16 protein-coding genes are annotated in these 13,076 nt (G+C 63.8%); 6 read left to right on the top strand and 10 right to left on the bottom strand.

The features are described from left to right. Positions 1–14: 14 nt before the first annotated feature. The 3 genes from VIG32_11725 to VIG32_11715 form a co-directional block, all read right to left on the bottom strand. Complete coding sequence (locus tag VIG32_11725) at positions 15–659, bottom strand: zf-HC2 domain-containing protein (GenBank protein HEY8298678.1); 645 nt, start codon at positions 657–659, stop codon at positions 15–17. Further along, a complete protein-coding gene (locus tag VIG32_11720; protein ID HEY8298677.1) occupies positions 656–1,225 on the bottom strand; it encodes a sigma-70 family RNA polymerase sigma factor in 570 nt (189 codons plus the stop codon). Before VIG32_11720 ends, VIG32_11725 begins: the two co-directional genes overlap by 4 nt. Positions 1,226–1,293: 68 nt before the next feature. Then, entirely contained in the window at positions 1,294–2,976 is a 1,683-nt protein-coding gene (locus VIG32_11715) for a mechanosensitive ion channel family protein (protein HEY8298676.1), read from the bottom strand. Between the two features lie 238 nt (positions 2,977–3,214). Between VIG32_11715 and VIG32_11710 the strand changes: the two genes are divergently transcribed. Further along, the gene (locus tag VIG32_11710) at positions 3,215–3,547 is read left to right on the top strand and encodes a zinc-ribbon domain containing protein (GenBank protein HEY8298675.1); all 333 of its coding nucleotides are present in this window, start codon (positions 3,215–3,217) and stop codon (positions 3,545–3,547) included. Positions 3,548–3,620: 73 nt separating this feature from the next. Here the strand turns inward: VIG32_11710 and VIG32_11705 are convergent, their stop codons facing one another. Then, positions 3,621–3,905 carry a hypothetical protein gene (locus VIG32_11705; GenBank protein HEY8298674.1) on the bottom strand — a complete coding sequence of 95 codons (285 nt, stop codon included), beginning with the start codon at positions 3,903–3,905 and terminating at the stop codon, positions 3,621–3,623. A gap of 197 nt (positions 3,906–4,102) precedes the next feature. On the opposite strand from VIG32_11705, the gene VIG32_11700 reads away from it, so the two are divergent. Together VIG32_11700 and VIG32_11695 are read left to right on the top strand one after the other, a co-directional pair. After that, positions 4,103–4,450 carry a hypothetical protein gene (locus tag VIG32_11700; GenBank protein HEY8298673.1) on the top strand — a complete coding sequence of 116 codons (348 nt, stop codon included), beginning with the start codon at positions 4,103–4,105 and terminating at the stop codon, positions 4,448–4,450. An 8-nt stretch (positions 4,451–4,458) separates the two neighbouring features. Further along, positions 4,459–5,049, top strand: coding sequence for a hydrolase (locus VIG32_11695; GenBank protein HEY8298672.1), 591 nt, complete (start codon positions 4,459–4,461; stop codon positions 5,047–5,049). On the opposite strand, the gene VIG32_11690 is transcribed toward VIG32_11695, so the two are convergent. Genes VIG32_11690 through VIG32_11680 form a run of 3 tightly spaced genes read right to left on the bottom strand, consistent with a single transcriptional unit; the run spans position 5,029 to position 7,113 of the window. Beyond that, complete coding sequence (locus tag VIG32_11690; protein HEY8298671.1) at positions 5,029–5,742, bottom strand: hypothetical protein; 714 nt, start codon at positions 5,740–5,742, stop codon at positions 5,029–5,031. The two genes, VIG32_11695 and VIG32_11690, sit on opposite strands and share 21 nt — an antisense overlap. Continuing rightward, the gene (locus VIG32_11685) at positions 5,696–6,757 is read right to left on the bottom strand and encodes an alpha/beta hydrolase (protein HEY8298670.1); all 1,062 of its coding nucleotides are present in this window, start codon (positions 6,755–6,757) and stop codon (positions 5,696–5,698) included. Before VIG32_11685 ends, VIG32_11690 begins: the two co-directional genes overlap by 47 nt. After that, entirely contained in the window at positions 6,739–7,113 is a 375-nt protein-coding gene (locus tag VIG32_11680) for a hypothetical protein (GenBank protein HEY8298669.1), read from the bottom strand. Before VIG32_11680 ends, VIG32_11685 begins: the two co-directional genes overlap by 19 nt. A gap of 77 nt (positions 7,114–7,190) precedes the next feature. Between VIG32_11680 and VIG32_11675 the strand changes: the two genes are divergently transcribed. Genes VIG32_11675 through murI form a run of 3 tightly spaced genes read left to right on the top strand, consistent with a single transcriptional unit; the run spans position 7,191 to position 10,346 of the window. Next, a complete protein-coding gene (locus tag VIG32_11675; protein ID HEY8298668.1) occupies positions 7,191–7,709 on the top strand; it encodes a GerMN domain-containing protein in 519 nt (172 codons plus the stop codon). After that, a complete protein-coding gene (locus VIG32_11670; GenBank protein ID HEY8298667.1) occupies positions 7,672–9,555 on the top strand; it encodes an N-acetylmuramoyl-L-alanine amidase in 1,884 nt (627 codons plus the stop codon). Before VIG32_11675 ends, VIG32_11670 begins: the two co-directional genes overlap by 38 nt. Beyond that, positions 9,555–10,346 carry a glutamate racemase gene (gene murI, locus VIG32_11665; GenBank protein HEY8298666.1) on the top strand — a complete coding sequence of 264 codons (792 nt, stop codon included), beginning with the start codon at positions 9,555–9,557 and terminating at the stop codon, positions 10,344–10,346. The genes VIG32_11670 and murI overlap by 1 nt, the downstream gene beginning before the upstream one ends. Here the strand turns inward: murI and VIG32_11660 are convergent. The 3 genes from VIG32_11660 to VIG32_11650 all read right to left on the bottom strand — a co-directional run. Continuing rightward, positions 10,335–11,801, bottom strand: a complete 1,467-nt coding sequence (locus VIG32_11660) for an ATP-binding protein (GenBank protein ID HEY8298665.1) — start codon at positions 11,799–11,801, stop codon at positions 10,335–10,337. The two genes, murI and VIG32_11660, sit on opposite strands and share 12 nt — an antisense overlap. A gap of 51 nt (positions 11,802–11,852) precedes the next feature. Further along, positions 11,853–12,491 carry a phosphatase PAP2 family protein gene (locus VIG32_11655; protein HEY8298664.1) on the bottom strand — a complete coding sequence of 213 codons (639 nt, stop codon included), beginning with the start codon at positions 12,489–12,491 and terminating at the stop codon, positions 11,853–11,855. 45 nt (positions 12,492–12,536) lie between these two features. Further along, positions 12,537–13,076: CAP domain-containing protein (locus tag VIG32_11650; protein ID HEY8298663.1), on the bottom strand; the 540-nt coding region annotated here is incomplete at its 5' end.

Raw genomic sequence — 13,076 nt, 5'->3', positions numbered from 1 at the left:
CGATTCGACTCTTTCTAGTAGGTGAGGTGCGCGTCGGCTATCACCGTGCCGTCCTCGATGAGCGCGAGATCGTCCATTTTGTGATTGACCGGGAGGTAGAGCGTACCGCTGCTGCCGTGCATGCGCACGTGGCCGAGCATCTCCATGCGATGATCGTGCACGTAAGCGATCTGCATCGCGGGATCGGGATGCATCACGACCACGTAGTACCACGCACCGTCGCGCGAGTACAGCACCTGCGCCGAGGTCGGTCGCGCTCGCGTTTCGAAGGCGACGTGTGCGAACGGCCCGGCGGCGATTTGCGCGAGCGCTCGATCGTCCTGCGACATGGCGCGATGCATGCCGCCGATCTGAACGTTCGCGTACCCGAAGGCCCCCACGGCGACGATGAGCGCGGCGGCCAATGCGCCGCCGAACGCGCGCGGATCGAATCGCGTGCCGCGCGGCGTAATGCTCGCCAGGATGCGGCGGCCCAAGGGCTCGGGCGGGTTATGACGCGGCTGAAGTTCGGCCATCGCCGTCACCGTCGCCTCGGCTTCGCGCAAACGCCGCGCGCACGCCGCACACGTCGCTATGTGACGTTCCACCGCGGCGTGCTCCGCCGCGTCCAGCGTACCGAGCGCATAGAGTTCGGCAAGTTCGTCGATGTGATCGTTCATGGCGCCGTTTCTACCTGAAGGGTGCTGCCTAACTTGCGCAGGCCGTGGGAGATGCGGCTCTTAATCGTGCCCAGCGGCGCCCCGAGTTCTTGCGCGATTTCAACGTGCGTCTTGCCGCGGAAATAGGCCAGCAGCAGCGGAAGACGCTGCTCTTCGGGAAGCGTCGCGAGCGCATCGTGAAGCCGGCGATTTTCCACGAAGTCCTCGATCGCAAACTCTTCACTCACCGTTGCCTCTCGTTCCATCCGTTCGCTCAGGCGGCTGCGCCGCGTTGCGGTGCGCTGCCGGGAGATCGCTTCGTTGCGGACGCAGACCGCCAAGAACGAGCGAAGTGCGCCGCGCTGCAGGCTGTAGGCACGGGCGTTTCGCCAGACTCGGACGAGACTGTCGTGAACGCAATCCTGCGCGTCGTCGGTATTGTGGAGCACGTTGTACGCGACGGAATAGAGCAGCGCCCCGTAGCGGCGGTAGGCCTCCTCGAACGCGGTCCGATCGTGCGCCGCGAAGGCGCGCGCCAGCGCGTCCTTATCGTCCGCGAGATCGTTGAGCAACGGCTGGTATCCCATGGTACACGATTAGCATACGCCACGACGGGACCTATTGGATGATGCGGCCCCTGAAAAGACCCGCTCCGCTAGAGCGTCTCGGGAAGCGGGGCGCCGAAGCCCACGCCGGCGCGGGCGAACGTTGCCTGAACGCGCGCGTTGAGTTCGCGGCGCAGGTCGAACTGTCGTAGAGGAGCGGTCTTAATGCTGGCGCGGATCGCGACGTAGTCGCGCGTCATCGCTTCGACGCCGATCCATTCCACCGGACCGAGAAAGGCGTTGCGCCACTGCGGATCGGTTGCGAGTCCCTCGACGGCTTCGCGCAGAGCCGCAAGCGCTTTCGAAATGTCGGCGGCCGGATCGACCGAGACGCGATAGTCCACGCGCGACCAGTAGCGTGATTGGTTGATCACGAGCGTAACGGCGCTGTGCGAGATCGTTATGAGATTGCCGGCGCCGTCGCGGATCTGCACCATGCGCAGCGTTAACTGCTCGACCAATCCGCTGTGCCCGTTGATCGTTACGTAGTCGCCGACCACATACTGATCTTCGAACAAAATCAAAAAACCGCCGACGAAATCGCGGACGAAATTCTGCGCTGCGAAGGTCACCGCAAGGGCGGCGACGCCGCCGATGGTGACGACCGATCCGATCGGGATACCGATTTGACTCAAGCTCGCGAGCGCGGCCAGAAAGACGACGACGAAGGTCTTGAAGCCCGCGAGCGCTTGGGTGATCGTCGGAATGCGCAGGAGCTGCCGCGCGCGTTCTTCGGCGGTCATCGAGTAACCCGAGTGCCACGCCGTCGCCGATCGGGCGATAACGACGTCGAGTATGCGGTCGAGCAGTCCGGCAACGACCCAGATCGCGAGCACGCCCAGTGCGCCGCGCGCGAGAGCGTGCGCGTACGGCGTGGTTTGCGAAAAGAGCGAGAGCCCCCAGGTGATCGCGGCAACCCAGACCAGGAGCGTACCCCAGAGCAAGATCCCGTCGATCGCGCGATAGACCCGCAGGCGTTGAACCGGCGAGGCCGCGCGTAAGGCCAGCGCCAGAAAACGGCGGCGGTTCTCGGGGGCCTGCGGCTGCTCCGGGGCGGAGCGCGCTTGCTCGTTTTCCAGCTCGCGATCTCGTGCCGCCGATAGCGCCTCGATGGCCGCGATCTTGCGCCCCACGGCGGCCATGATTCCCCACACGATGAGCGTGAGAACGACGAGCGCAATGCCCAGACGCACGACATCGCCGACGTTATCGCGGACCTGTGCGGGCTCGCGTATGCGAAGTGCCGCTTCGAGCGCCTTTTGTACCGTATTCTGCCACGATTTCGCAACGTGTGCGACCGCCTGCTGATGGTATTTGGCATCGACGGTGGTAATCGTCAGCAATGGAAGCGGGTCGCGATGTTTTGCGTCGACCACTTCCAGGAGCGCCTGGTCGCCGACCATCCGCATTTGGACCCGCAAGCTCTGCGGGTCGTAGGCCGTCCCGGCGCCCTGCGCCGAGACAATTTCCGCCAGCGCATTTTGGATAGAGCTCTGGCGCAGGCCGAGCGGCATCGAGTCGCTGGGCGCCGACGTTAGCGAGGCGATCCGAAAGAGGACCTGGCCATCGAGCATGACCGGAGCCGTCGTATAGACGCCCTCTTGACGAATTCCGCCCGGCGAGACCGGTGCGGACGAGGTGCCCGGAAAGCCCGGAAAGAGCTGGGCACTCGCGGGCGCCGCCATCGCGGCGCAGGCGGCCAAGCAACAAAAGAGGGCCTTCATACGACTCATTGCGCTCTACTTACCCGTCCGAGGGCGTAGTGCTTGCCGGGAGCGGCAACCAAAGGGCCGGGCCAGGGGTTCAGGGTGGGAGTGGCCATAGGAGCCGGAAAAGGAATACCTTGCTTTTTCGGCTCGAGCGTGATAGCCTGGCCACCTAAGGTTTCGAAGTCGGTTACCATCTTAGCGTGCTAGGCGAGTCGATACCAATCACACCATCAATTAGAAGAAGACTAAGGAGTCCTCGTCCATGTACCAAGATGAAAAACTGAACTGCGTTGACTGTTCGCGCGAGTTCGCATTTACTGCCGGCGAGCAAGAGTTCTACGCTGCCAAAGGTTTCCAGAACAAGCCGAATCGTTGCCCCGATTGCCGCGCCGCGCGCAAGGCGAATCAGGGTGGCGGCGGCGGCCGTGGTAACTACAGCGGCGGCGGAGCTGCCGGTGGCGGCGGCGCGCGTCGCGAGATGTTCCAAGCAACGTGCAGCCAGTGCGGCGGCGTGGCGGAAGTCCCGTTCCAACCGCGCGGCGACAAGCCCGTATACTGCCGCGATTGCTTCGCGAGCCGTCCGAGCTACCGCTAAGCTGTAAAGCTTACAAGAAAAGAGCCCGCCGATCGGCGGGCTCTTTTTTTGTTCCCCCCAGGGGATTTAGGCTCTAGCCGTTGCCTTCGCCGCCATCGGGGCCCGAATCGTTCGTTTCGCTATCGTTCGCGGCGCCCTGTTCGGTATCGGCCTTGTCGCCGGGTTGCTCGGTATCGGCTTTGTCGGCGCCCGTCGACGGGCCATCGGCGGTCTCCGCATCGGCGGCGGCTGGAGCCGTCATCGTTGCGTGCGTCGCGGGCGGCGTCGCCGCTGCAGCCGCGTGCTGCATCGCCAAACCGGCCGGTACGGCGAGTAAGGCGGCGATCGCGAATGCCAGAAATTTCTTGTTGGTCGTCATGGATTGTCTCCTAATGGTGCTGGATGTCCCGGGCTCTGAACACAGCATAGACCCGTTACATGACGGCCGAATGAACGTTGCCGATGGCAGCCGTCGAAAGAATCGCGAGCATGCGTGCGCCGCACGTTGCAAGGGCTTCAAGAGTTGTGCACGTATGAGTAAGGCAAGTCGCCGCTTCGCTTGCCGGAGGTTATCGTTTGAGTATCGTTTTGGAAATTCACCTCGTGATTGCTTACCTCGTCCTGCTGCTGGCGATCTTCGTCGGGTGGGTACCGATGGGCCGGCGGGTCATGGTCGGAATCATCGGCTTGCAGGTCGTTGTCGGCTTGATCGTTGCCGGCATGTGGGGCGCCTCGCACCGGCCGCTGCCGCCGGAGATCATCGCGCATATCCTCGGTGCCATCGCCGCGATGCTCGCTTACGTGTTTGCGCGACGGTTCGGCGATCGCGGTAACAAGAACGCCGCGCTCATCCTCTCCGCCGTGGGCTTGCTCGTCATCGTAGGAACCATTTGGCTCGGTTTCCATATGGCCGGTCGAGTCTGACCGCAACGATGATCGATACCCGCGAGTTTTTTAGCGGCTTAACCGCGCTCGTGGTCATCGATCTGCAGAGGGGCGTGGTCGATCGCGAAACCGCTCCGCACACGGCGAAGGATGTCGTAACGAGAACCGGTCGCCTGGTGGAGGCATTCCACGGGAAGCGATTGCCGGTCGTCTTCGTGCGTGTCTCGTTCGACGCCGGCGGCGGCGACGCGCTCGCGCCATTGCTCGACGACGCCGTCGCGGCCGCCTCCAGACCAGCCGGTTGGGACGAGATCGTTCCCGACCTCGGCGCGCGCGCGAGCGATACGATCGTGACCAAGCGAAATTGGGGCGCGTTCTACGGTACGGACCTCGATCTGCAACTGCGCCGCCGCAGTGTAACGCGCATCGTACTCTGCGGGATCAGCACGAACATCGGCGTCGAATCAACGGCTCGCGACGCCTACGAGCGCAACTACCCGATCCTTTTCGTGGAAGACGCGATGGCCGCAATGACTGCCGAGGAACACGCGCACGCCGTCGGCGGAGTTTTCCGCCGCATGGGAATCGTACGCTCGAGCGATGCGGTGGTCGGAGCGTTAGCCGGGGCCGCCTACTGAGGTTCGATACATCGGCGGACACAGCAGCGTATCTTCGGGTTTATCCGCCGCATATTCGATCAGATCGGTCGAAACGTTGAAGTGCGTGAACGTCGGCCACCCGTTCGTATAATTCGGAAAATCGATTCGCACGCGAATGTAATGAAAGCCGCCGCTCGAATCGGTGAGCCGAACCGCGATGATGCGCGAACCGCGCTCGTGAATGCCGATTGCGGAGTTGACCGCCGCATAGTACGCACCGGGGCTGATCTCGTTATCGACGGGCTCGCTCAACGGATCGCCGACGGACTTATTGCAGGCGGTATTCTTGGGAAAGAGCACGACCGTCGGATGCGCGATCATCTCCGCCGAGCCGGCAACGAGCGCCGGTGTAATCGGCGGCACCGGCCGGTCGGTAAGCGTTAGCGCGAAGGAGCGATCGTGATCCGGCAACACGACGAGGTAATCCACGCCGCCGCACCGCCGTTTACCGCCGATGTCGGCGAATAGCCGGTACACGCCCTGCGGAGCATCGAATTCCACGATCGCGACGTTGTCGCTATCGCGCTGGACCTTGAAGGTTTGATCCATCTCCGGCGCGCGCACGGGGTAGGCGAGCACGACGTGAATCGGAACCGCCGCTTCGGCCGAAAGTTTTGCGGTGGACTTACACGCGAGCGTGAGGTGCAGGACGACGTGAGAGAGAGCGAGCATCTTCGCCTGCGTTCCACGAATCGCGCGAAACGCCCGCTTGAGTACCGGCCGTTCGGGCTAGGAATCGGCGCAGGTACCATAGCGCGATTCGATCGTGGAAGCCGCCGGCGACCGTTTCGAAAGCGTGGTCGGCCCAGGGCAGCTCGAGGTAGGTAACCGGGACGCCGTCGCCGCGCAACTCGTCGCGCAGGAAACGTTCGAATTGCAGGTTGACGACGTGATCGCGGCCGGCCGCGATCAGCATGACCGGCGGCATGCCGGCGTGCACGGCGTAGCGCGGCGACGCGCTGCGATAACACGCCGGCTTGCGAACGGGCGGCCCGTCGCAGAGCGCGCCGATGATCGCGCGCGCGTGGATGATATCGGGCTGCGCGGGGTACTCGTAGCCGAGCCGCAGATCGACGGGGCTTTCGTAGGTGACGATGGCGCTCACGCGCTTCGAGCGCAGAGCGCCCGCGATCAAGGCGAGCTGCGCGCCCGAGGAGTGACCGAGCAGCACGATTCGCCGCGCGTCGATCGCGTCGATCTCCCGGAGCACGGCATCGCGCTGCGCGGGCCAGCGCGCTTGCGGCGCGTGCGGGTAATCGATCGGCACGACGCGATAGCCCCACGACGCGATCGTTGCGTTGAGCGCCGCATCGTTAGCGGGCGAACCGCGCTGCCACGCGCCGCCGTAAATCGCAACGACGACCGGCGCACCGGGCGGCGGCGAGGCGACGTTGCGCGGCGGGATCGCGCGAAAGAACGCCTGTAACGGAACGTGCGGTCCGTACGCGACGTACGCTTCGGGTACGACGAGCGTGCATCCGAGTGCGACGGCGGCAAGTGCGATGGGCAATGCGCGCAGCCGTCCGCGCGCGAAGCGAACGATCGCCGCGAGCGCGACGATATCCACGATCGTGAGAATGGGCCAAAGCTCGCTCGCTCCAACGGTCAGCGCGAAGAGCGGCAAATTCGGACCCGGCAGCACGATCCAAATGGAGAGCGCGAGAACGATCAGCGCGAGCGCAAGCACGTCCACCATACCCATGCGACAACGACCACCTGGAGCGGCAAACGAACGTAAAACGCGGTCGGCGAGCCGACGTCGCCGTAGAGTTGCGGGTGGAGCGCCATCTGCACGTTGGCCGGAAAGACTGCGACGAGCAACGCGATCAGGCCGATGCCGGCGATACGACGCGTTGCCGGAACCAGCACGCCCGCTCCGCCGAGAGCCTCGCAGATGCCGCTGACTGCCACCAGCAGCCCCGGCGCGGGCAGCCACGGGGGAACGATGCGAATGTAGAATGCCGCATGCACGAAATGATTGATGCCGGCCGCAATAAAGAATGCTCCGAGCAGCACGAGAGCGATGCGGCGCGCGATACCCATGTATCGCCTATCGCGTGCGTACGGGAGCGTTCCTGCCCACAAGGCCGTTTCCGCGCAATCGCCGAAGTGCGGAGTCCGTGAGAGCTACACGGATACTGTCTCTAATCGCGCTGCTCGTTCTCGTGTCGGCGGCGTCGTGGTTCTTTCTCTCTCGCCAGAGCAGCCCGGTCGGCGGTCAACTCACGGTGTATTACACCAAGGCCGATGGTCAGAGCGAGATCCCGTGGAGCGTTTCGATGCGTCCGCAAGCTTCGGGTGAGAGCGCGGCCGAACATCTACATAACGCGGCGCTCTATGCCGCGACGCAAGCGGTTGCCGGCCCTGCGAGCAACGTCAACGCCGTTCGGTTCCCGACTGGAACGCATGTCCTCTCCGTTGACGTTACCGGTTCGACGGCCGTCGTCGATCTCTCCAAAGAGGTCGAGAGTCAGACCGGTACGTTCGGGGAGAGCGGCGAGTTCAAGTCGCTCGTCTGGACGCTGACCGGCTTGCCCGGCATTCATGCCGTCGGCGTTCGCATCGCCGGCGAAAAGCTTAGCACGCTGCCTGGGGGGCATCTTGAGCTGGATCAACCGTTACAGCGTTCGGATTTTTAGCGCTTTAGCGCTGGCACTCTTCGTTGCCGGCGGCGCATCCGTGCCCGCATCCGCGCAGCAGCGCTCGGCATACGTCTTCGCCGGAAAGCCGCTGACGTTCTCGCATCTCTACTCGCAGAATGGCCGCGAAGCGATCGGCATCAACGATCCCGGATTACGTGCGTTGCTCGAGGCTCTCGGCGCTACCGTAACGTGGCAGTCGGGCGAGCGCTACGTACTGGTGACGACGGCGCAGCCGATCGTCGTAAGTTTTGCCGTCGGCGACACGCGATACGATGTCGGTCCGGTCGAACAACAGGCGCCGTTCGCACCGTTCATCAAGAACGGCGAAGCGTACGTGCCGCTCGACGAACTCGTGCGCGCGCTCGATCTCGCGCCGAAACGCGACGGAAGCGACGTCGTGCTTCAGCCGCAGTTGGCCGGCATCGATATACGCAGCAGCGGCGGCGGCACGCAGCTGGTCGCCCACGCCGCGGTTCCGATCGACGCGCACATAGTGAGCGCAACGGGAGATCGCATCGTGCTCGCGTTCGAAGGACTCGGAACGACGCTCGAACGCTCGCGGCGAGTGCAGGCCAGCGGCTTACGTGAGATCGACATTCGCACCGAGGGCACCGTACGCGATCCGCGGACGCTCGTGACGCTCGCGCTCGTGCCGGGAACCGCGCACGGGCCGCCGTCGACCGACGATCAGCGCGATTTCACGATGGGATTCGGTAGCGCCATAGCCGGGCAGCCGGCGGCAACGCCCGAACAGCCGGCGGATCAAACGGCGACGGTGACGCCGGCGCCGGCCCAAGCGTCGGGCGTTACCGTGGATGCGGTCACCGGCAGCGCGACGGCCGCGGGATATCATATTACGATCGCGGTCAGCGGAAACGCCACCTACGAATGGCACCGCCTTCGGCCACCGGATAATCGCTGGTACGTGGACATTCACGAAGCGAGTCTCGGTATGGCGCCGAGCGATCAAACTGGCGAAGGCCCGGTGCAGACCGTGCGCGTACGACAAGCCGCCGATCGCACGGTGCGCGTTGCCTTGAGCCTGACCGATTACGACACGGTCGACGTGCGGCCGACCGATAGCGGGCTTACGATCGACGTATCCGGCACCGCGGCCGACGTAGCGAATGCGCCGAAGAGCGGATCGGGCACGATCGGCAGCTCCGCAATTGCGAATGCGCCCGCCGGAGATAGCAACGACGCGTGGAAATTCTCGCCGCGACCCGAGGATAGCGCGAAGCCCTACGCCGCGCAGAATCCGCGTCTGATCGTGATCGATCCCGGACACGGCGGCAGCGACGGCGGAACCGTGCGCGGCGGACTCGAGGAAAAAAATCTCACGCTGGATATGGCCAAGCGACTGCGCACGCTTCTGGTCGGGCGCGGGTGGCAGGTCACGATGACGCGGGACACGGATAAAGACGTCTTCGGTCCGTACGATTCGGCGCACGACGAACTGCAAGCGCGCGTCGATATCGGCAACCACGCCGGAGCGCGAATGTTCGTCTCCATTCACGTCAACGGATTTATCAATGCCGGTCCGCACGGCACGACGACGTACTACTCGAAGCCCTCCGACGTTCCGTTTGCCAAAGACGTCGAGCGACGGCTCGCGACGACGCTGGGCACCAGCGACGACGGCATCGTCAAAAGCAAACTGTACGTAACGCTGCATTCGGCGATGCCGGCGATTCTCGTCGAGACGGCGTTTCTTACCAACCCCGACGATTTTGCCAAGCTGGCATCGGCGGATTGGCGGCAAAAGGTCGCCCAAGCGATCGCCGACGGTATCGGCGATTATGCCGGAGCGCCTCCCGCCGGTTCGCAAGACAGCGGGCAATAGTGCTCGGACTCTTCGATTCCGGCCTCGGCGGCCTGACGGTGCTGCGTCGCGTACGCGAACTCTTGCCCGCGCACGATCTGTTGTTTTTTGCCGATCAAGCGCATCTTCCGTACGGCGACCGCAGCGACGGCGAACTGGTGCGGCTGCTCGAACACAACGTGGGCTGGCTCGACGGTCGGGCGGTCGAGGCGATCGTGATGGCGTGCAACACATCGTGCGCCGTCGCGGATCGTGCCGGTTGGCCGCCCGCGCGGGCGACCGTGCTCGATTTGATCGAATCGGCCGCGATCGCGGCGGAACGCGCGGGCTATAAGAAGATCGGCGTCGTCGCTACGGCGGCGACCGCGCGCAGCGGGTCGTACGCGCGTCAGATTTGCCTGCGCGTTCCCGACGCGCGCGTCACCGAGATCGGCGCACCGAAACTCGTTCCGTTGGTGGAAGCGGGGCTGGCGGACGGCGCGGCGGCGCGCGAAGCCGTCGCGGATTACTGCGCGCAACTGCCGCACGATCTGGACGCCGTCTTGCTCGCGTGCACGCACTACCCGATTCTCGACGCGCATTTCGCGCGCGCTCTCGGCGAAAGCGTCGTGCGGGTCGATCCGGCGCTGGTTCAGGCGGAGCGTACGGCGACGCTCGTGCGCGAGCGCGGCCTGGCCCCCGGTTCGGGCATCACGCACTACACGACCAACGGCGATCTTGGCGCGTTTCGCGCGAACGTCGAGCGATTGATGGGCCCTCTCCCAGAGCGCGATCGCATCGAAGCGGTCGCGCCGCTTGCGTTACGTTCCTAGCGTAATGGGGAGTTGGACGGTGATCGAGGTCCACGCGCCTTCCTTACTTTCGGCACGCACCGTCCCACCGTGTAATTCGACGATCGTCTTGACGAGATAGAGGCCGAAACCGGTACCCGGCACGCCTTGCGCCTTGGCGTTCGAGCCGCGCGCGAACCGGCCGAAGATATAGTCGATCTCCTTGCGCGGAATGCCGATGCCGTGGTCGGTCACGACGATTTGATAGATACCGCCGAGCCTCGAGAGCTTCACTTCGACGGTCGCAGCGCTCTTCGAATACTTGATCGCGTTGTTCACGATGTTATCGAACGTTTGATAGAGTTTTTCACGGTCGGCCGTTATCGGGGCCGCACCTTTTGGATACGACAGGCTGATCGGATGGCGTGCCGAGCGCTCGTCGACGACGCGCTGCAAGAGTTCCCCGAGGTCGAAGAGCGTTTTTTCGATCTGAAACTCGGAACTCTCGATCGACGATATGCTGAGCGTTTCGTCGGCCAAGCGCGTCAAACGCTCGGCCGTTTCGTCGATGATGTCGAGTGCCTTCAACGCGTCCTCGGTGGCCGGCAAGCTCTCGCGCAGCAGCTGCGCGTAGCCCGCAATCACCGTCAACGGGCCTTTCACGTCGTGTGCGAGCATCGCGATCAAATCGTTCTGCATGCGGCTCAACTCGGCCAGCGCCAGCTCTTGATGGACGGCGTCGTCGATATTGCGCTCGACGGTTATCCAGTGCGTCGCGCGACCGGACGGGTCGAGAACGGGATGGCCGGCGAGCTCACCCCAGTAGGCGCTGCCGTCCTTGCGATAGAGCCGCATGCGCTCGCGAATCGGCACCCCTTTGCGCAGCGCCGCAGTTACGCGTTCGACAACGCGCATGTCGGTCTCGGGACCGACGCCGGTGCGCCCGGCGAAGAGTTCGGCGCGTGAGAATCCCGTATGCGCGAGCATCGCTGCATTCACGAAAACCAGGCGCGGGGCGCGGCGCCCGACCGCATTGATCGCGTAAATCGCGATTTGATCCGACGTGTTGTCGACCGCGGCGGACAACATCGCGAGTTGATCTTCGTCGCGTTTTCGCTCGGTGATGTTTCGACCGATGGCGATCCAGCCGCGGATATCGTTGTGCTCGCCGGGGACCGTCGAGCCGTTGAATTCGGCCCAAAATGCGCTGCCGTCGCGACGGTAGATCACGAGCCGCGCGCTGGCCGTGCGCTGCTCCTCGATCGCCGTGCGAATGGCGAGCGTCACGTTCGTGTCGGTTGCTCGCCCGAAGAACATCGTCGGGCTTTTGCCGAGCACGTCGTCGACCTTGTACTGGGTCTCGGTGAGGAAGCGCGCGTTAGCGTACGTGATGAACGGGCCGCCGCATGATGGGGCGGTGGCGTCGGTGAGGATGACAAAATCGGTCGCCGCATCGGTTGCGGTGAGCAGGACGTCCGACGGAATCTCGTTGAGCACTGCATGCAAGGTTCAGCGGCCCGAACGCGCGTCCTTGGGCCGAAGGACCCGCTAGAGCGTGCTAATGTGAAAGAGGCGGAAGAAGAACATCACCGAGAAGGTCCCGAGCGCACATCCTGCGACCACCTGCATGAAGGTGTGAGCTTTAAGATAGACGCGCGCCCAGCAGACCATCGGTATGAGTATGAAGAACGGCAGCAATTCGCGCCCGTAGAGCAGGGTCAGCGCGACCAGCGGCGCGGTGATTCCAAGCGCGTGCGTGCTGATCTTCCAGTAGCGGGTGATGTACTGCACGACGATCGTGGAGAGCGTATACCCCGCCATCGAAGCGATCAGCAGAGCAGGCGAGCGGGTGAACCAGAGCGCGAGCGTGCCGAGCAAATAGAAGATGACGAAGGCTCCGAAGACGCGTTCGCGCTCTTCGCGGATCGACATATCCAGATCGGAGATGCGGTCGGTGGCATAGAGCCAGAACACGAAGAGCATCGGACCGATCGAGGTGAAGAACGTGCTCAAGAAGAGCAGCCACCAAAAGTTGGTCGTATCGAACGCCCGGGCGTGAGCCAGGATGATAAAGAGCGCCAGCGCCGTCAGAAACGGGTTGAACACCGTGGAAAGAATCTTCGCGAGATCGCGCCAGACGCGCCGGTTCTTGATCGGCACCGGCGCGATGATTCCAAGGTCGTGCACCTCGGCTACTAGCTCCGAACCGGAAGGAACTCCTCCCTCGGGGCTTTACTGATACGGCGTGCCGAACTCGGCATCGTAGTAGTCGGCGAAGCTTCCCGGAACGCTTCCTCGCCCGTTCGGCGCGAGCGCGAGTCCGACCCAGATGAAGCGCGCGTTTACCAGATTGAGGAATTTACTCGTACCGGCGTTGTTCGGACAGGTCGCCGCGTTCGCGGGCGGCGGACAATTGTTCGCCTGCGCCAGAAAGTCGGCTTCGGCGGATTGCCACGTGCTCGGCGGTTGTTTGGAATCGATGTTGCTTCCGTTCGACGTGTACGTTCCCGCATGGCTTTGCTCGTACGCGAGCGCGGTTTGACACGACGGGTCGCTCGCCGGACACGTTTCCTGATAGAGGCCGTTCGCGGCCATATAGCCGGCCCAGTGTCGCGCCCCTTCTTCGAGTATTTCGTCGAAGACCAACGGCGAAGCACCGTACGTCGCGCGATCGGCATTCGCTTGTTGCAGCCATGCCGCCTGTTCGGCCGTGAGACGCGTCAACGACACGTTTCCGACCTGCGTGTTGAAGCTCGTGATGTTGAATTTTTC

This window comes from Candidatus Baltobacteraceae bacterium (genome assembly GCA_036559195.1).
In the GTDB taxonomy this organism is placed as follows: domain Bacteria; phylum Vulcanimicrobiota; class Vulcanimicrobiia; order Vulcanimicrobiales; family Vulcanimicrobiaceae; genus JALYTZ01.
The sequence above is the reverse complement of the archived record's forward strand: the minus strand, read 5'-3'. Positions and strand labels throughout refer to the sequence as shown.

Bases quoted from the DNA above. Each gene is read 5' to 3' on its own strand.
- VIG32_11725 (HEY8298678.1), bottom strand. From the start codon at position 659: ATGAACGATCACATCGACGAACTTGCCGAACTCTATGCGCTCGGTACG.
- VIG32_11710 (HEY8298675.1), top strand. From the start codon at position 3,215: ATGTACCAAGATGAAAAACTGAACTGCGTTGACTGTTCGCGCGAGTTC.
- VIG32_11690 (HEY8298671.1), bottom strand. From the start codon at position 5,742: ATGCTCGCTCTCTCTCACGTCGTCCTGCACCTCACGCTCGCGTGTAAG.
- VIG32_11715 (HEY8298676.1), bottom strand. From the start codon at position 2,976: ATGAGTCGTATGAAGGCCCTCTTTTGTTGCTTGGCCGCCTGCGCCGCG.
- VIG32_11680 (HEY8298669.1), bottom strand. From the start codon at position 7,113: ATGGGTATCGCGCGCCGCATCGCTCTCGTGCTGCTCGGAGCATTCTTT.
- VIG32_11720 (HEY8298677.1), bottom strand. From the start codon at position 1,225: ATGGGATACCAGCCGTTGCTCAACGATCTCGCGGACGATAAGGACGCG.
- VIG32_11695 (HEY8298672.1), top strand. From the start codon at position 4,459: ATGATCGATACCCGCGAGTTTTTTAGCGGCTTAACCGCGCTCGTGGTC.
- VIG32_11705 (HEY8298674.1), bottom strand. From the start codon at position 3,905: ATGACGACCAACAAGAAATTTCTGGCATTCGCGATCGCCGCCTTACTC.